General features: G+C 72.1%; 14 protein-coding genes. 9 read left to right on the top strand and 5 right to left on the bottom strand.

The annotated features are described in order from the left end of the window. Positions 1-242 precede the first annotated feature (242 nt). Positions 243-722 carry a DUF6099 family protein gene (locus QBL25_RS30790; protein ID WP_409062829.1) on the top strand — a complete coding sequence of 160 codons (480 nt, stop codon included), beginning with the start codon at positions 243-245 and terminating at the stop codon, positions 720-722. A gap of 68 nt (positions 723-790) precedes the next feature. Here the strand turns inward: QBL25_RS30790 and QBL25_RS30795 are convergent, their stop codons facing one another. Next, positions 791-1,015, bottom strand: a complete 225-nt coding sequence (locus tag QBL25_RS30795; RefSeq protein ID WP_409060200.1) for a hypothetical protein — start codon at positions 1,013-1,015, stop codon at positions 791-793. Positions 1,016-1,360: 345 nt separating this feature from the next. Further along, positions 1,361-2,284 carry an LLM class F420-dependent oxidoreductase gene (locus tag QBL25_RS30800; protein ID WP_409060201.1) on the bottom strand — a complete coding sequence of 308 codons (924 nt, stop codon included), beginning with the start codon at positions 2,282-2,284 and terminating at the stop codon, positions 1,361-1,363. Positions 2,285-2,462: 178 nt separating this feature from the next. Between QBL25_RS30800 and QBL25_RS30805 the strand changes: the two genes are divergently transcribed. The 6 genes from QBL25_RS30805 (at position 2,463) to QBL25_RS30830 (ending at position 11,065) form a co-directional block, all read left to right on the top strand. After that, positions 2,463-2,912, top strand: a complete 450-nt coding sequence (locus QBL25_RS30805; protein ID WP_409060202.1) for a cold-shock protein — start codon at positions 2,463-2,465, stop codon at positions 2,910-2,912. A 121-nt stretch (positions 2,913-3,033) separates the two neighbouring features. Then, positions 3,034-4,578: a 3' terminal RNA ribose 2'-O-methyltransferase Hen1 gene (locus QBL25_RS30810; protein WP_409060203.1), complete on the top strand. Its 1,545-nt coding sequence runs from the start codon at positions 3,034-3,036 to the stop codon at positions 4,576-4,578. After that, positions 4,575-7,145, top strand: a complete 2,571-nt coding sequence (locus QBL25_RS30815) for a polynucleotide kinase-phosphatase (protein WP_409060204.1) — start codon at positions 4,575-4,577, stop codon at positions 7,143-7,145. The genes QBL25_RS30810 and QBL25_RS30815 overlap by 4 nt, the downstream gene beginning before the upstream one ends. A gap of 64 nt (positions 7,146-7,209) precedes the next feature. After that, complete coding sequence (locus QBL25_RS30820; protein WP_409060205.1) at positions 7,210-8,439, top strand: arginine deiminase; 1,230 nt, start codon at positions 7,210-7,212, stop codon at positions 8,437-8,439. Positions 8,440-8,503: 64 nt separating this feature from the next. Beyond that, the gene (gene argF, locus QBL25_RS30825; protein ID WP_409060206.1) at positions 8,504-9,502 is read left to right on the top strand and encodes an ornithine carbamoyltransferase; all 999 of its coding nucleotides are present in this window, start codon (positions 8,504-8,506) and stop codon (positions 9,500-9,502) included. A gap of 111 nt (positions 9,503-9,613) precedes the next feature. Further along, positions 9,614-11,065 (top strand): amino acid permease, encoded by a 1,452-nt coding sequence (locus tag QBL25_RS30830; RefSeq protein ID WP_409060207.1) that lies wholly within the window; start codon positions 9,614-9,616, stop codon positions 11,063-11,065. Here the strand turns inward: QBL25_RS30830 and QBL25_RS30835 are convergent. Then, positions 11,046-11,462, bottom strand: coding sequence for an ATP-binding protein (locus QBL25_RS30835; protein ID WP_409060208.1), 417 nt, complete (start codon positions 11,460-11,462; stop codon positions 11,046-11,048). The genes QBL25_RS30830 and QBL25_RS30835 overlap by 20 nt on opposite strands. Positions 11,463-11,703: 241 nt before the next feature. On the opposite strand from QBL25_RS30835, the gene QBL25_RS30840 reads away from it, so the two are divergent. Together QBL25_RS30840 and QBL25_RS30845 are read left to right on the top strand one after the other, a co-directional pair. Then, entirely contained in the window at positions 11,704-12,531 is an 828-nt protein-coding gene (locus tag QBL25_RS30840) for an enoyl-CoA hydratase family protein (RefSeq protein ID WP_409060209.1), read from the top strand. A gap of 2 nt (positions 12,532-12,533) precedes the next feature. Beyond that, positions 12,534-14,849, top strand: a complete 2,316-nt coding sequence (locus tag QBL25_RS30845; protein WP_409060210.1) for a bifunctional salicylyl-CoA 5-hydroxylase/oxidoreductase — start codon at positions 12,534-12,536, stop codon at positions 14,847-14,849. Here the strand turns inward: QBL25_RS30845 and QBL25_RS30850 are convergent. Further along, the gene (locus tag QBL25_RS30850; protein WP_409060211.1) at positions 14,833-15,648 is read right to left on the bottom strand and encodes a PaaX family transcriptional regulator C-terminal domain-containing protein; all 816 of its coding nucleotides are present in this window, start codon (positions 15,646-15,648) and stop codon (positions 14,833-14,835) included. The genes QBL25_RS30845 and QBL25_RS30850 overlap by 17 nt on opposite strands. Before the next feature lie 4 nt (positions 15,649-15,652). Beyond that, positions 15,653-17,293 carry an AMP-binding protein gene (locus QBL25_RS30855; protein WP_409060212.1) on the bottom strand — a complete coding sequence of 547 codons (1,641 nt, stop codon included), beginning with the start codon at positions 17,291-17,293 and terminating at the stop codon, positions 15,653-15,655. Positions 17,294-17,368: the final 75 nt, after the last annotated feature.

The following is a 17,368-nucleotide window of genomic DNA, read 5'->3' on the forward strand; positions in this document are numbered from 1 at the left end:
GCACCACCGGGCACCTCCAGGGCGCTCTCAGGGCAACCCCAGGGCACTCTCAGGACATCCGCGAATCTATGCCGCGTAGATTTATCACTCTCCGGAGTGGACGCGTTGTCCACACCCGATAGCTTGTCCACAGATTTCCGAGTTGCTCTGGCTTTTCGACCCGATGACACTCACTCTGGGTAGTGGACAAGGGAGTTCGGGCGATCGTGCGGCGCAGGCGCGCGGGACGGGTGGGGGTGAGCATGGAGGCGATGCGGCTCATCGAGGCGAGCAGGCGTGCCCTGGCGCGGAGCCAGGAGCCGTCGGAGATCGTGGCCGAGGTGTGGCAGTCCCAGGCCCTCGCGCAGGCGATCGGCAGCCGGCTCGCGATCGCGGGACCTCCGGAATTACGGGGTGAGGCGCTCGCCCTGAGCGAAGTCGGCGGCAGAGGCTGCGGAGTCCTCCAGGCCCCGGGCCTCGGCGCGGAGGGCATCCGGGCGGCGCGCCTGACGGGCATCGGCAGGCCGTACGACGTGTTGCGGGGCCTCGACGAACTCCTGGGCGACGTCGGCATCGCACTCGTCGCCGTGGCCATGGGAGCGGACGACGAGGGGGTGTACTGGCAGTGCATGGAAGCGATCGACGCCGCCGACGAGTCCAGGGACCGGGTGCTCGAGATGCTGCGCAGGCTCGCGGTGCGCGAACAGAGTCTGCCCGAGCCCGACTCGGCGGCGGGGCCGTGACGGCCCGGCGCCGCGCCGGGGGCCGCGGGCGGCCTGCCGGCACGGGCGCCGGGGGAGTGCCGGTGCCGTCAGAAGCGGGTGGGCTCGTCGCCGGCGGGAGGACGAGCGGCGGGGGGCGCGGTGTCGCCGGCCGTCGTGGACTGCTGAAGATCCGCGTCGAGCTGCGTCAGATCCGCGTTGAGCGCGGCCATCAGCTCCTCCATCTGCTGGAGCAGGCCCTTGGGTGGGCCCTGCTGCTCGGGCACGGACGGTTCGCGCGCGGCCTCCTGATCGGGTACGGCTTCCTGGGACATGACGGCCTCCTCGGCCCTCGCCCTCCCGGTGGTGGAGGGCAGCTGATGCAAGCGACGCACCAGCAGCGGCCGCCGGTGCGGGAGCCGGGCGGTCCGGCTCCGCCCGAGCCAACGATCACCGGCGGCGGCGGGTCACTGGGGCGGGGCCACACCGGATGCCGGGTTGACGGAAGTTCACCCGGCCGGGGCCGCGCGGCACCGGCCGGACCGGCGGAGTTGACGGGAGCGCGACCGGGGCCGGGGCTCCACCTGGGGCCAACTCCACCGGGGCCGACTCCACCGGGGCCGACTGCGCCGGACCCGACTCCGCCGGGGCCGTGCGGGCCTGGGGCGGGCGTGGCGCGGTCAGGTCAGCTGCGGCATGACCTGCGAGGAGATCAGCTCCAGGTGGTCGAGATCGTCCAGGTCGAGCATCTGGAGGTACATGCGCTGCGAGCCGACGGCCTGATAGGAGGCGATCTTCTCGACGACCTCGGCGGGGGAGCCGGCGAGTCCGTTCGCCTTCAGGTCCTCCACCTCGCGCCCGATCGACTCGGCGCGGCGCTTGACCTCCGCGTCCGTCGTGCCGACGCAGGCCACCAGGGCGTTGGAGTAGGTGAGGTCGTCGGCCTTGCGGCCGATCTCCTCCGCAGCGGCGCGCACCCGCTTGAACTGCTGCTCGGTGTCGGAGAGAGAGGCAAAGGGAATGTTGAACTCGCTCGCGTAGCGGGCCGCGAGGGCCGGTGTCCGCTTGGCGCCGTGGCCGCCGATGAGGACGGGCACCTTGGGCTGCGCGGGCTTGGGAAGGGCGGGGGAATCGGAGAGCTGGTAGTAGGTGCCGTCAAAGGTGAACTTCTCGCCGACCGGGGTCTCCCACAGGCCCGTGACGATGGCCAGTTGCTCCTCCAGCCGCCCGAACTTCTCCTTGGGGAAGGGGATTCCGTACGCGGAGTGCTCCGCCTCGTACCACCCCGAGCCCAGGCCGAGCTCGATGCGGCCGCCGGACATCTGGTCGACCTGCGTCACCTGGATGGCCAGGACGCCGGGGAGCCGGAAGGTGCCCGCGGTCATCAGGGTGCCGAGCCGGATGCGGCGGGTCTCGCGGGCCAGTCCGGCGAGGGTGATCCAGGCGTCGGTGGGGCCGGGCAGCCCGTCGGAGGAGCCCATCACGAGGTAGTGGTCGGAGCGGAAGAAGGCGCTGTAGCCGAGGTCCTCGGTGGCCTTGGCGACGCGCAGGAGCGTCTCGTAGGTGGCGCCCTGCTGCGGTTCGGTGAAGATTCGAAGGTCCATGCAGCTATCTTGCCCGGACGCCGGGGCCGGTTTCAGTCCCGCACCGGCCGTGTTGCCGACGCTCGCGGGCGGGCCGCGAGAGGCCGCTCGGGCGTCGGGGCGCGGGGGCCGGAGGTTAGGCTTCGGCACTGGCCGTCCGGGCGAGGGGCCCGGAGAGGGTGTGCGGGTTGGGGTCGAGATGGTCGCTGGCAGAGTGGTGCGGTTCGACGGCGCGCGGGGGTATGGCTTCATCGCCCCGGAGCACGGTGGGGAGGACGTGTTCCTGCACGCCAACGACCTGCTGATTCCGGAGCCTCTGGTGCACACGGGAGCGCTGGTCGAGTTCGAGATCGAAGAGGGCGAGCGCGGGCCCAAGGCCTCCTCCGTCCGCCTTCCGCAAGGGGTGCGGGCGTCGGCGGCGCCCTTCGGGGTGGGCATGGCCCCGGTGCCACCGTCGGTCCAGGCGTCCGCCGCGGGGTTCGACGACGGCGAGGAGCCCACCTGTGACGTGCTCAGCGTCGCGGAGTACTCGTTCGAGGTGACCGAGCTGCTGCTCGCCACGGCTCCGTGGATGACCGGGGAGCAGATCAAGCAGCTGCGCGAGCAGCTGGTGCAGCACGGCAAGAGCCATGGCTGGGCGGAGGGCTGAGGGGTCGCGGGGGCGGCGAAAATGCCTGAGTGAGTCCGTGATGTTCGCTGTACGGTCTAGGGGCGCGCTGGAGCCGCAACCATAAGTTTCCGCAGTTCAGATTGCGTTTCGAGGCAAACCCGTGTTCCTGACGATCAGCACATCCGGTACCCCCGAGAACCCCGCGACCGACCTCGGCTTCCTGCTGCACAAGCATCCCGAGAAGGCCCAGGCGTTCTCCACGTCCTACGGCACCGCGCACGTCCTCTACCCCGAGGCGTCCGTGGAGCGCTGCACGGCGGCGCTGCTCCTCGAGGTGGATCCCGTGGCGCTTGTGCGCCGGGGGAAGGGAAAGGGCCGGGGCGGAGCGCCCGACGCGGCACTCGCGCAGTACGTGAACGACCGGCCGTACGCCGCTTCGTCGCTGCTCGCCGTGGCGCTGAGCGCGCTGTTCTCCAGCGCGATGCGCGGGGTGTGCAACGCCCGGCCCGAGCGGGCGGCCCGGCCGCTGCCGCTGCGCGTCGAGGTGCCCGCGCTGCCCGCGCGGGGCGGCCCCGACTTGGTGCGCACGCTGTTCGAGCCGCTGGGCTGGACGGTCACGGTCACGCGGATTCCGCTGGACACGCGCTTCCCGGAGTGGGGCGACTCGCGGTACGTCCACCTCGTACTCGACGTGCCCGACGGGAAGTTGACCCTGGGTGCGGCGCTTCGGCACCTCTATGTCCTGCTCCCCGTGCTCGACGACGCCAAGCACTACTGGGTGTCGGCGGACGAGGTGGACAAGCTGCTGCGTGCCGGTGAGGGCTGGCTCGCGGACCACCCGGCGCAGAAGGTCATCACCAGCCGGTATCTCGCGCGGCGCTGGTCGCTGACCCGGGAGGCCACGCAGCGGCTCGAACTGGTGCGGCTCGCCGACGCGGACGACACGGACGTCGAGGACATCGACAACGCGGTCGCCGAGGAGGGCCCCGACTCCGACGCCGAGGACGAGGAGCGCGCGGACAAGGCCGTGCCGCTCGCCGTGCTGCGGCGCGAGGCGATCCTCGCGGCGCTGGCCGGTGCCGGTGCCGGGCGTGTGCTCGATCTGGGCTGCGGGCAGGGCCAGTTGGTGCAGGCGATGCTCAAGGACACTCGGTTCACCGAGATCGCCGGGGTCGACGTGTCGATGCGGGCGCTGACCATCGCGTCGCGCCGGCTCAAGCTCGACCGCATGGGCGAGCGGCAGGCCGGGCGCGTGAAGCTCTTCCAGGGCTCGCTCGCGTACACGGACAAGCGCCTCAAGGGGTACGACGCGGCGGTGCTCAGCGAGGTCGTCGAGCACCTCGACGAGGAGCGCCTGCCCGCACTTGAGTACGCGATGTTCGGCTCCGCACGGCCGCGCACGGTGCTCGTGACGACGCCGAACGTCGAGTACAACGTCCGCTGGGAGACGCTCCCCGCCGGGCACGTCCGGCACGGCGACCACCGGTTCGAGTGGACGCGCGAGGAGTTCCGGGGATGGGCCGGGCGGGTGGCCGAACGGCACGGGTACGGAGTGGAGTTCGTGCCCGTCGGCGACGACGACCCCGAGGTGGGCCCGCCGACCCAGATGGCCGTCTTCACGCAGAACGACCAGAGCGCCAAGAACGACCACAGCCACCAGAACGACCAGAACGGCAAGAGCACGAAGGAGGTGCGGGCGGCATGACGAACGAAACCGGTACCGGCTCCGGCACGGAAGCCGCGCGGGCGGGACGCGTGCTGCCCGTCACCGACCTCTCCCTCGTCGTCCTCGTCGGCGCCACCGGCTCCGGCAAGTCCACCTTCGGGCGCAAGCACTTCAAGCCCACCGAGGTGCTCTCCAGCGACTTCTGCCGCGGCCTCGTCGCCGACGACGAGAACGACCAGGGGGCGAGCGGAGACGCCTTCGACGTCCTGCACTACATCGCGGGCAAGCGCCTCGCCGCGGGCCGCCGCACGGTCGTCGACGCGACGAACGTGCAGAGCGAGAGCCGCAAGCAGCTGATCGAGCTGGCCAGGCAGCACGACGTCCTGCCCATAGCCATCGTCCTGGACGTGCCCGAAGAGGTCTGCGCCGCGCGCAACGCCCACCGCGTCGACCGCGCCGGCATGCCCCGCCGCGTCATCCAGCGCCACCAGCGCGAACTGCGCCGCTCGCTCAAGCACCTGGAGCGCGAGGGGTTCCGAAAGGTCCACGTCCTCAGGGGAGTGGAGGAGGTCGACCACGCCACCATTGTCACCGAGAAGCGCTACAACGACCTCTCGCACCTCACCGGCCCCTTCGACATCATCGGTGACATCCACGGCTGCGCCACCGAGCTGGAGACCCTGCTCGGCAAGCTCGGTTACGCCGACGGCGCGCACCCCGAAGGGCGTACGGCCGTGTTCGTGGGCGACCTCGTCGACCGCGGCCCCGACTCCCCGGGCGTGCTGCGCCGCGTCATGTCGATGGTCACCGACGGCAACGCCCTGTGCGTGCCGGGCAACCACGAGAACAAGCTGGCCCGCCACCTCAAGGGACGCAAGGTCCAGCACACCCACGGACTCGCCGAGACCGTGGAGCAGCTGGGAGCCGAGAGCGAGGAGTTCCGCGCGAGCGTGCGCGCGTTCGTCGACGGCCTCGTCTCGCACTACGTCCTCGACGGCGGCAAGCTCGTCGTCTGCCACGCGGGCCTGCCCGAGAAGTACCACGGGCGCACGTCGGGCCGGGTGCGCTCGCACGCGCTGTACGGCGACACGACCGGCGAGACCGACGAGTTCGGCCTGCCCGTGCGCTACCCCTGGGCGGAGGACTACCGCGGCAGCGCCGCCGTGGTCTACGGCCACACCCCCGTGCCGACCGCCACCTGGCTCAACAACACCATCTGCCTGGACACCGGCGCCGTGTTCGGCGGCAGGCTCACCGCGCTGCGCTGGCCGGAGCGCGAGCTGGTCGACGTACCGGCGGAGCAGGTCTGGTACGAGCCGGCCAGGCCGCTGCGCACGGAGGCGCCCGGCGGTCACGACGGCAGGCCGCTGGACCTGACCGACGTGCAGGGCCGCCGCGCGGTGGAGACGGGCCACGCGGGGCGCGTCGCCGTGCGCGAGGAGAACGCGGCGGCGGCCCTGGAGGTCATGAGCCGCTTCGCCGTCGACCCGCGGCTCCTGCCGTACCTCCCGCCGACGATGGCGCCGACCGCGACCTCGCAGCGCGAGGGGTACTTGGAGCACCCGGCCGAGGCCTTCGCTTCGTACGCCAAGGACGGGGTGGGCCGGGTCGTGTGCGAGGAGAAGCACATGGGCTCGCGCGCCGTGGCCCTGGTGTGCCGCGACGCGGACGTGGCCCGCGAGCGCTTCGGCGTGGACGGCCCCACCGGCTCGCTCTGCACCCGCACCGGGCGCCCCTTCTTCGGCGACGCGGAGGTCACCGAGGAGATACTGGAGCGCCTGCGCGCCGCCGTCACCGATGCGGGCCTGTGGCAGGAGCTCGACACCGACTGGCTGCTGCTCGACGCGGAGTTGATGCCCTGGTCGCTGAAGGCCTCGGGGCTGCTCCGCACGCAGTACGCGGCCGTGGGCGCCGCGTCGGCGGCCGTCTTCCCCGGCGCGATCGCCGCCCTGGAGGCGGCGACGGCCCGTGGCGTGGACACCGGCGGGCTCCTGGCCAGACAGCGCGAACGCGCCACGGACGCCGCCGCGTTCACGGACGCCTACCGCCGCTACTGCTGGCCGACCGAGGGCCTTGAGGGCGTGCGCCTTGCGCCGTTCCAGATCCTGGCCGTCCAGGGCCGCAGCCTCGCCGCGCTCCCGCACGACGAACAGCTCGCCCTGATCGACCGCATGGTGGAGCACGACGGCACCGGCCTGCTCCAGACCACCCGGCGGCTCTACGTCGACACGGGCGACGAGGCGTCGGTCCAGGCGGGCATCGACTGGTGGCTGGAGATGACGAGCCGCGGCGGCGAGGGCATGGTCGTCAAGCCGGTCGGGGCGCTGGTGCGGGACGGCAAGGGCCGGATCGTGCAGCCCGGCATCAAGTGCCGCGGCCGCGAGTACCTCCGGATCATCTACGGCCCGGAGTACACCCGCCCCGACCACCTCGACAAGCTGCGCGGACGCTTCCTGGGCCACAAGCGCTCGCTCGCGATCCGGGAGTACGCCCTCGGGCTCGAAGCCCTCGACCGCCTCGCGGCGGGCGAGCCGCTGTGGCGGGTGCACGAGGCGGTGTTCGCGGTCCTGGCCCTGGAGTCGGAGCCGGTGGACCCGCGGCTCTAGGCGACAGGACCGGGCTTTGGCCAACGACGGGCGTGGGCCGCCCGGCCGGGGAAAGATGGGATCCATGGGATTCCATGTCGACTCCGAGGCCGGGCGGCTGCGCCGCGTGATCCTGCACCGCCCTGATCTGGAGCTCAAGCGGCTCACCCCGACCAACAAGGACGCGTTGCTCTTCGACGACGTCCTGTGGGTCCGCAGGGCCCGCCAGGAACACGACGGGTTCGCCGACGTGCTGCGCGACCGCGGGGTGGCCGTCCACCTCTTCGGCGACCTGCTGACCGAGGCCATGGACGTGCCGGGTGCGCGCCTGCTGGTCCTGGACCGGGTCTTCGACGAGAAGGAGTACGGCCCGCTGGCGACGGACCATCTGCGGGCCGCGTTCGAGACGTTGCCGTCCGCCGAGCTCGCCGACGCGCTGATCGGCGGGATGACGAAGCGCGAGTTCCTGGAGCGCCACCCCGAGCCGACGTCGGTGCGCTTCCACTGCATGGACCTGGACGACTTCCTGCTAGGCCCGCTGCCCAACCACCTCTTCACGCGCGACACCTCGGCGTGGATCTACGACGGCGTCTCCATCAACGCGATGCGCTGGCCCGCCCGGCAGCGCGAGACGGTGCACTTCGAGGCGATCTACCAGCACCACCCGCTGTTCCGGGCCGAGGAATTCCACACGTGGTCCCAGGGGCAGTCGGACTACCCCTCCACCATCGAGGGCGGCGACGTCCTGGTGATCGGCCGGGGCGCGGTCCTCATCGGCATGAGCGAGCGCACCACGCCGCAGGCCGTCGAGATGCTCGCGCACAAGCTCTTCGCCGCCGGTTCCGCGCAGACGATCGTGGCCCTGGACATGCCGAAGCGGCGCGCGTTCATGCATCTCGACACGGTGATGACGATGGTCGACAGCGACACCTTCACGCAGTACGCGGGCCTCGGCATGCTGCGGTCGTACACCATCGAGCCCGGTGTCGACGGACGGGAGCTGAAGGTCACCGACCATCCGCCGGAGCACATGCACCGGGCGATGGCGGCGGCCCTGGGGCTGCCCGGCATCCGGGTCCTCACCGCGACGCAGGACGTGCACGCGGCCGAGCGCGAGCAGTGGGACGACGGCTGCAACGTGCTCGCGGTCGAGCCGGGCGTGGTCGTGGCGTACGAGCGGAACTCCACCACGAACACGCATCTGCGCAAGGAGGGCATCGAGGTGATCGAGATCCGGGGCAGCGAGCTGGGGCGCGGCCGGGGCGGTCCGCGGTGCATGAGCTGTCCGGTGCAGCGGGACCCGATCCCTGAATAGAAATGTGAAGAGTCGTATAGACTTCCAGAATCTCGTGTCCCCGTACCGTCTCTGGAGCGCCATCATGGCCATCGACCTCACCGGCCGCCACTTCCTCAAGGAGCTGGACTTCACCGCCGAGGAGTTCCGCGGCCTGATCGAGCTCGCCGCCGAGCTGAAGGCGGCCAAGAAGGCGGGGACCGAGACGCGGCGGCTGACCGGCAAGAACATCGCGCTGATCTTCGAGAAGACCTCGACGCGTACGCGCTGTGCCTTCGAGGTCGCCGCCGCCGACCAGGGCGCCTCCACCACGTATCTCGACCCCTCGGGCTCGCAGATAGGGCACAAGGAGTCCGTGAAGGACACCGCACGCGTGCTCGGCCGGATGTTCGACGGCATCGAGTACCGCGGGGACAGCCAGCCCGGCATCGAGGAGTTCGCCGCGCACGCCGGCGTGCCCGTCTACAACGGCCTGACCGACGACTGGCACCCCACCCAGATGCTCGCCGACGTGCTCACGATGACCGAGCACAGCACCAAGCCCCTCACCGAGATCTCCTTCGCCTACCTCGGTGACGCCCGCTTCAACATGGGCAACTCGTACCTGATCACCGGAGCGCTCCTGGGCATGGACGTCCGCATCGTCGCGCCCAAGGCCTACTGGCCCGCCGACGAGATCGTCGCCCGGGCGCGCGAGCTCGCCGGGACCAGCGGCGCGCGCATCACGCTCAGCGAGGACGTCACCGGGGCGGTCGCGGGCGCCGACTTCGTCGTGACCGACGTCTGGGTCTCCATGGGCGAGCCCAAGGAGGTCTGGGACGAGCGCATCACGGCCCTTTCGCCGTACGCCGTGACGATGGACGTCCTGCGCGCCACGGGCAACGCCGACGTCAAGTTCCTGCACTGCCTGCCCGCCTTCCACGACCTGGGCACCAAGGTCGGCCGCGAGATCCACGCCCGGCACGGTCTAAGCTCTCTCGAGGTCACCGACGAGGTCTTCGAGTCGGCGCACTCCGTCGTCTTCGACGAGGCCGAGAACCGCCTGCACACCATCAAGGCGATCCTCGTGGCCACGCTCGGCTGAACGCGTCACAGCACGCTCACACTGGTGGGGCCGGGGAACACCTTCCCCCGGCCCCACTTCTTTGCGGCACACCCCGCCGCGCCCCAGCACCACCGAAATGAGAACCACCGCATGCGCCCGACCGGTCCGGCAGGACTCCGCGTCAAGTCCCCCGAACTCCTCGTCGCCGAATCGGGCGCCGACCTCGAAGGCCACGGCCTCAAGCGCACCATGGGCCTGTTCCAGCTGGTGTGCTTCGGCGTCGGCGCGATCGTCGGCACCGGCATCTTCGTCGGCCTCTCCGACAGCGTCGCCGAGGCGGGCCCCGCGGTCGCCGTCTCGTATCTCCTGGCAGCCGTCACCTGCATCTTCACCGCCTTCTCGTTCGCCGAGCTGGGCGGCGCGATCCCGGTCTCCGGCAGCTCGTACTCCTTCGCGTACGCCTCGCTCGGCGAGCGCACCGCGTTCCTGGTCGGCTGGTGCCTGCTCCTGGAGTACGGCGTCTCCGTCTCCGCCGTGGCGGTCGGCTGGAGCCAGTACCTGAACGAGCTGCTCGACAGCCTCACCGGCTGGCACCTGCCCGACGCGCTCTCCGCCGGGCCCGGCGAGGGCGGCGTCGTGAACCTGCCGGCCGTGGTGGTGATCCTGCTGGCCGCGGTGCTGCTCGTGCGCGGCATCCGGGAGAGCGCACGGGCGACGGCCGCCATGGCCATGCTCAAGATCGGGATCCTGCTGCTGTTCCTCGCGATCGCGTTCACCGCGTTCAAGGCCGGCAACCTCACCCCCTTCGCGGGCGCCGGGGCCTCCGGCATCACCGCGGGCGCCTCGCTCGCCTTCTTCTCCTTCATCGGCTTCGACGCGATCACCACGGCGGGCGAAGAGGTCAAGAACCCCCGGCGCAACATCCCGATCGCCATCCTGATCTGCATCGGCGTCGCCACGCTGCTGTACGTCGCCGTCGCCCTCGGGGCCATCGGCGCGCTGGGCGCGGACGCGGTCGCCGACAAGCCCGCCGCGCTCTCGCTGGTGGTCGACCAGGTCACGGACTCGGCGGTCGGCGGCGGGATCATCGCCTTCGGCGCGGTCGTGGCCATCGCGTCCGTGGTGCTCGCCGTGATGTACGGGCAGACCCGCATCCTGATGTCGATGTCCCGCGACGGGCTCATCCCGCGCGTCTTCGAGCGCGTCTCGCCCAAGACGTCCACGCCGGTGGCCAACACCTGGATCGTCGCCGCGGTCTTCGCCGTCCCGGCCGCCTTCTCGTCGCTGGACGTGGTGGTCAACCTGACGACGATCGGCACGCTGGCGATCATGGTCGCGGTGAATGTCGCCGTGCTCGCGCTGCGCCGCTCGGCGCCGGAGCTCAAGCGCACCTTCCGGGTGCCGCTGTACCCGGTCAGCCCGGTCCTCGGCGTGGGCTTCTGCCTCTACCTGATCTGGGGCACGGGCTGGACGACGTGGGTGCAGTTCGCGGTGTTCCTGGTCGTGGGCTCCCTGGTGTACGCGTTCTACGGGCGCCGGCACTCGCGCCTCGGCCAGGCCGATGCGGCCGGTGCCGCATCGCCTACGCCGCGGGCAGGGTGAACCAGACCGCCTTGCCGGAGTCGGTGGGGCGGTGACCGCAGGACGAGCTGAGGGTGCGGATCAGGAGCAGGCCGCGCCCGTGCTCCTGCCAGGGGTCCGGCTCGTTCATCGGGCCCGGTTCGGTGAGATCGCCGGGCGGCAGCGGGTTCGAGTCGTGCACCTCGACCTGGCACCCGCTCGGCAGGAGCTCGATGACGAGCTCTATCGGATCGTGCCCCGAGGAGTGCTCCACCGCGTTGGCCACCAGCTCGGCCGTGAGCAGCTCGGCGGTGTCGCTGTCGGCGGGCGAATCGATCTCCATGAGCGCCGTGCGCACCAGTGCGCGGGCGATCGGCACCGCCGCGGTGGTGTGCGGCAGCGCGATGCGCCACGAGGTGGGAGCGGGAGATTCGTGCAAGGCGGGTCCGTTCAGGGCAGCAGGCGATCCTGCTTTCAACCGTACGAAGCTTAAGCGCTATGTCGACAGGGTCGACGGTCGGGCTTGTCCGGGACGTCCGGCCCTGGGTGATCCCGCCTCCGGCCGGGGGTTTATCGCGTGCTCGTGACGACGGTCACGGATGGGTGATAACTTCGAGGGGAAGCACCGGCACGCACCCGATGGACCGCCGCCGCCCCGACCGAGGAGGCCGCACGTCGTCATGAGTCCCTTCACCGGCTCCGCCCCCCGCACCCCCGACTGGCAGCACCTGCGCTTCGAGGTGGACGACGGGGTCGCCACGGTCACCCTGGCCCGCCCCGACAAGCTGAACGCGCTCACCTTCGGCGCCTACGCCGACCTGCGCGACCTCCTGGCCGAGCTGTCCCGCGACAAGTCCGTGCGCGCCCTCGTGCTCGGCGGCGAGGGGCGCGGCTTCTGCTCGGGCGGTGACGTCGACGAGATCATCGGCGCGACCCTCGGCATGGACACCGCACAGCTGCTCGACTTCAACCGCATGACGGGCCAGGTCGTGCGCGCCCTCCGCGAGTGCCCCTTCCCGGTGGTCACCGCCGTCCACGGGGTAGCCGCGGGCGCGGGCGCCGTGCTCGCCCTCGCCTCGGACTTCCGGGTGGCCGATCCCTCGGCGCGGTTCTCCTTCCTCTTCACGCGGGTCGGCCTGTCCGGCGGCGACATGGGGGCCGCGTACCTCCTGCCCCGCGTCGTCGGCCTCGGCCACGCCACCCGGATCCTGATGCTGGGCGAGCCCGTGCGCGCCCCCGAGGCCGAGCGGATCGGCCTGATCAGCGAGCTCACCGACGAGGGCAAGGCCCCCGAGGCCGCGCAAGCCCTGGCACGCCGGCTCGCCGAGGGACCCGCCCTGGCGTACGCGCAGACCAAGGCGCTGCTCACCGCGGAGCTGGACATGCCGCTGGCCGCGGCCGTCGAGCTGGACGCGGCGACCCAGGCCCTGCTCATGACCGGCGAGGACTACCAGGAGTTCCACGCGGCGTTCACGGAGAAGCGCCCGCCCAAGTGGCAGGGGCGCTGACCATGACCGCCCCCACCCGGCCCGCACGGCACGGCGCCGCACACCGCATCGCCGTCGTCGGCGGCGGCCCCGGCGGGCTCTACGCCGCGGCCCTGCTCAAGCGGCTCGACCCGCGGCGCGAGATCACCGTCTGGGAGCGCAACGCCCCGGACGACACCTTCGGCTTCGGCGTCGTCCTCTCGGACGAGACGCTCGGCGGCATCGAGCACGCCGACCCCGTCGTCTACCGCGCCCTCCAGGCGGAGTTCGTGCGCTGGGACGACATCGACATCGTGTTCCGGGGGAGCAGGCACACCTCGGGCGGGCACGGCTTCGCGGCGCTCGGGCGGCGCAGGCTGCTCGGCATCCTGCACGAGCGGTGCCGGGAGCTCGGCGTCGACCTGCGCTTCCGCTCCGAGGCCCCGCCCGCCGCCGAGCTCTCCACCGCGTACGACCTGGTGATCGCGGCCGACGGCGTGCACAGCCTCACCCGCGAGGCGCACGCCGACGCCTTCGGGCCCCGCGTCGAGACCCACCGCTGCCGCTACATCTGGCTGGCCGCCGACTTCGCGTTCGAGGCCTTCCGCTTCGAGATCGCCGAGACCGAGCACGGCGTGATGCAGCTGCACGGCTACCCGTTCTCCACGGCGGGCACCGGCGAGTCCACGGTCATCGTCGAGATGCGCGAAGAGGTGTGGGAGGCGGCCGGGTTCGCGGAGCTCGACGAGCGGGAGTCGACCGAGCGCTGCGCCAAGATCTTCGCCGACGCGCTCGGCGGCCGGGCCCTGCGCGGCAACAAGTCCGCCTGGACCACCTTCCGCACGGTCGTCAACGCACGCTGGTCGCACGGCAACACGGTGCTGCTCGGCGACGCCGCCCACACCGCGCACTTCTCCATCGGCTCCGGCACCAAGCTCGCCGTCGAGGACGCCCTCGCGCTCGCCGCCTGCCTCCAGGAGCAGCCCGGCATCCCCGAGGCCCTCGCCGCGTACGAGACGGAGCGCCGTCCCGTCGTGGAGTCCACGCAGCGCGCGGCCCGCGCCAGCCTGGAGTGGTTCGAGCGGCTCCCGGACTACCTCGGCCAGCCGCCGCGCCAGTTCGCGTTCAATCTCCTCACCCGCAGCCGCCGCGTCACCCACGAGAACCTGCGGCTGCGCGACGCCCGGTTCACCGAGTCCGTGGAGCGGGAGTTCGGCTGCCCGGACGGCACACCGCCGATGTTCACGCCCTTCCGCCTCCGCGACCTGACCCTGCGCAACCGCGTGGTCGTGTCCCCCATGGACATGTACTCCGCGCGGGACGGCGTCCCCGGCGACTTCCACCTCGTCCACCTGGGCGCGCGGGCGCTCGGCGGCGCCGGTCTGGTCATGACCGAGATGGTGTGCGTCAGCGAGCGGGGCCGCATCACGCCGGGCTGCGCCGGGCTCTACACCGAACAACAGGCCGACGCCTGGCAGCGGATCACCGGCTTCGTGCACGCACAGGCGCCCGGCACCGCGATCGGCGTCCAGCTCGGCCACTCGGGACGCAAGGGCTCCACGAAGCTCATGTGGGAGGGCATCGACGAACCCCTCGACGACGGCAACTGGCCGCTGGTGGCGCCCTCGCCGCTGCCGTACAAGGAGAACGGCCGGCGCCCGCACGAGCTGGACGAGGCCGGACTCGCCGCCATCCGCGAGGAGTTCGTCGCGGCGGCCCGCCGCGCCGAGCGCGCCGGCTTCGACCTCCTCGAACTGCACTGCGCCCACGGCTATCTGCTGTCCGGTTTCCTCTCGCCGCTGACCAACCACAGGACGGACGCGTACGGCGGCTCCCTGCACCACCGCCTGCGTTTCCCCCTCGACGTCTTCGACGCCCTGCGGGAGGTGTGGCCGGACGGCAGACCCATGACCGTCCGCATCTCCGCCACCGACTGGGCCGACGGCGGCACCACCGCGGAGGACGCCGTCGAGATCGCCCGCGCCTTCGCCGCGCACGGCGCCGACGCGATCGACGTCTCGACGGGCCAGGTCGTCTCCGACGAGCGGCCCGCGTACGGCCGCTCCTACCAGACGCCGTTCGCCGACCGCGTGCGCAACGAAACCGGCGTCCCCGTCCTCACGGTCGGCGCCATCTCCTCCTGGGACGACGTCAACTCGCTGATCCTGGCGGGCCGGGCGGACCTGTGCGCGCTCGCCCGCCCCCACCTGTACGACCCGCACTGGACCCTGCACGCCGCCGCCGAGCAGGGGTACGCCGGACCGGGCGTCAGCTGGCCCCCGCAGTACGGGGCGGGCAGCCGCCGCCCGCAGACGGGCCGCACGGACGCGCCCAAGCCCCGCCTCACGCTGGGGAGTTGACGAAACCCGCACCCGCGTCGCGCAGCCGCTCGTCCAGGGCCGTGAACACCGCGGCGGACCGGTCTCCGGGCCACCCCTCCGGGAGCAGGTCGCCCGGCAGGCCCGGGTCCGCGTACGGAAGGCGGCGCCAGGAGTCCAGGGCCAGGAGGTAGTCGCGGTAGGCCGCGTCCGGCGGGGTGTCGCTGCGGCTCTGCCAGCTCCTGAGCACCGGCTCGTGGCGGTCGAGGAACACCTCGTGCTCCTTGGCGATGGAGGACAGGTCCCACCAGCGGGCCACCGCCTCCGCCGTCGCCGCGAAGCCCAGGTGCTCGCCGCGGAACAGGTCGACGTACGAGGCGAGTTGCAGGCGCTCCAGGGTGTGCCGGGTCTCCTCGTAGAGGTGCGCCGGGGCGATCCACACCCCCGGGGCCGCCGTCCCGAAGCCGAGTCCGGCCAGGCGGGAGCGGAGCACGTGCCGCTTCTGGCGCTCGGACTCCGGCACGGAGAAGACGGCGAGGACCCAGCCGCCGCCTTGCCGCGCGGCCGGGGGAGAGGCGTAGATGCGCCGGTCGCCGTCCTCCAGGAGCTGGCGGGCGTCCGGCGACAGGGCGTACCCCGCCGCGCCCGCCGCCGTCCGCGCCGGGACGAGCAGACCGCGCCGCTTGAGCCGGGACACGGAGGAGCGCACGGAGGGGGCGTCCACGCCGACCGGGGCGAGGAGCCTGACCAGCTCGGCGACGGGCACCGGGCCGGGGGCCGCGCGCCCGTAGGCGCCGTAGAAGGTGACGATCAGGGACCGTGGAGTGTGCTGCTCGGACACGTGATCACTCTACGGGCCCCGGCTCCCGCAGCCGGAACCGTTGCAGTTTGCCGGTCGCGGTGCGCGGCAGGGCGTCCAGATAGACGATCTCGCGCGGACACTTGTACGGCACCAGCTCGCCCTTCACGAACTCGCGCAGCCGCTCCGGGTCCCGCTCGGTGCCGGGGCGCTGGACGACGTAGGCGACCACCGTCTGCCCGCGCAGCTCGTCCGGGCGCCCCACGACGGCGGTCTCCAGGACGTCGGGATGGCGCATGAGCGCCTCTTCGACCTCCGGGCCCGCGATGTTGTAACCGGCCGAGATGATCATGTCGTCCGCGCGGGCCACGTAGGTGAAGTAGCCGTCGGCGTCCCGGACGTAGGTGTCGCCCGTGACGTTCCAGCCGTGGCGCACGTACTGGAGCTGACGCTCGTCGGCCAGGTACCGGCAGCCCACGGGACCGCGGACGGCGAGCAGGCCGGGCTCCCCGTCCGGCACCGGAGCCCCGGAGTCGTCGACCACGCGCGCGTGCCAGCCCGGGACGGGGCGGCCGGTGGTGCCGGGGCGGATCGCCTCGTCCGCGGCGGAGATGAAGATGTGCAGCAGCTCCGTCGCGCCGATGCCGTTGATGATGCGGTGCCCGGTGCGCTCGTGCCAGGCCTGCCAGGTGGCGGCGGGCAGGTTCTCGCCCGCGGAGACGCACCGGCGCAGCGTGGACACGTCGGGCGCGTCCGGCTTGCCCAGCTCGTCCAACATCGCGCGGTAGGCCGTGGGCGCCGTGAAGAGCACCGTGACGCCGTGCTCGGCGATCGCGGGCAGCAGCTGGCGCGGGCCCGCCTGTTCGAGCAGGAGTGAGGAGGCGCCGGCCCGCAGCGGGAAGACGACGAGCCCGCCGAGTCCGAAGGTGAAGCCGAGCGGCGGGCTGCCCGTGAAGACGTCGTCGGGCCCCGGCTTCAGGACGTGCCGAGCGAAGGTGTCGGCGATGGCGAGCACGTCGCGGTGGAAGTGCATGCAGCCCTTGGGGCGGCCGGTGGTGCCGGAGGTGAAGGCGATGAGGGCGACGTCGTCGGCGGCGGTGTCGACGGCCTCGTAGCCGTCCGGCTGCCGGGCGGCGCGCGCCAGCAGGTCGTCGTCCGCCTCCCCGCCGAAGGTGGTGACGGTGAGGCCCGGTATCCCGGCCTTCACCAGGTCGTCCACGGCGCGGGCGTCGCACAGCGCGTGGCCGACCTCGGCGATCCCGCAGATCGTGGCCAGCTCGTGCGGGCGCTGCTGGGCCAGGACGGTGACCGCGACGGCGCCCGCCTTCATCACCGCCAGCCAGCAGGCCGCGAGCAGGGGGGTGGTGGGGCCGCGCAGCAGGACGCGCTGTCCGGGCAGCACGCCGAGGTCACCGGTCAGGACGTGCGCGATCTTGTCCACGCGCCCTTGGAGCTCGCCGTACGTCCACACCTCGCCGGAGCCCGTGCGGAACGCGGGCCGGTCGCCGCCGAACCGGTCCACCGTCCGGTCGAGGAGCTCGGCGCCGCAGTTGAGGCGATCGGCGTAATGCAGCTCGGGCCGGTCGTGGACGAACGCGGGCCACTGCTCCGGCGGCGGGAGATGGTCCCGGGCGAAGGTGTCCACGTGAGCCGATGGGTGGAGTCGCAGTGCACTCTTGGCGTCCACAGCGGGTCGCCCCCTTGCCGTTCGGGCTTGTGGTGAGCTCGCGGAACGAGCGTATCGTGATGGTGACGACAGTCA

This window comes from Streptomyces sp. SYP-A7185 (assembly GCF_046103685.1).
Classification (GTDB): Bacteria; Actinomycetota; Actinomycetes; order Streptomycetales; family Streptomycetaceae; genus Streptomyces.

Excerpts from the sequence above, each read along its gene's own strand:
- QBL25_RS30790 (WP_409062829.1), top strand. The coding sequence starts at position 243 with ATGGAGGCGATGCGGCTCATCGAGGCGAGCAGGCGTGCCCTGGCGCGG.
- QBL25_RS30800 (WP_409060201.1), bottom strand. The coding sequence starts at position 2,284 with ATGGACCTTCGAATCTTCACCGAACCGCAGCAGGGCGCCACCTACGAG.
- QBL25_RS30795 (WP_409060200.1), bottom strand. The coding sequence starts at position 1,015 with ATGTCCCAGGAAGCCGTACCCGATCAGGAGGCCGCGCGCGAACCGTCC.
- QBL25_RS30805 (WP_409060202.1), top strand. The coding sequence starts at position 2,463 with ATGGTCGCTGGCAGAGTGGTGCGGTTCGACGGCGCGCGGGGGTATGGC.
- QBL25_RS30820 (WP_409060205.1), top strand. The coding sequence starts at position 7,210 with ATGGGATTCCATGTCGACTCCGAGGCCGGGCGGCTGCGCCGCGTGATC.
- QBL25_RS30815 (WP_409060204.1), top strand. The coding sequence starts at position 4,575 with ATGACGAACGAAACCGGTACCGGCTCCGGCACGGAAGCCGCGCGGGCG.
- QBL25_RS30830 (WP_409060207.1), top strand. The coding sequence starts at position 9,614 with ATGCGCCCGACCGGTCCGGCAGGACTCCGCGTCAAGTCCCCCGAACTC.
- argF (WP_409060206.1), top strand. The coding sequence starts at position 8,504 with ATGGCCATCGACCTCACCGGCCGCCACTTCCTCAAGGAGCTGGACTTC.
- QBL25_RS30840 (WP_409060209.1), top strand. The coding sequence starts at position 11,704 with ATGAGTCCCTTCACCGGCTCCGCCCCCCGCACCCCCGACTGGCAGCAC.
- QBL25_RS30845 (WP_409060210.1), top strand. The coding sequence starts at position 12,534 with ATGACCGCCCCCACCCGGCCCGCACGGCACGGCGCCGCACACCGCATC.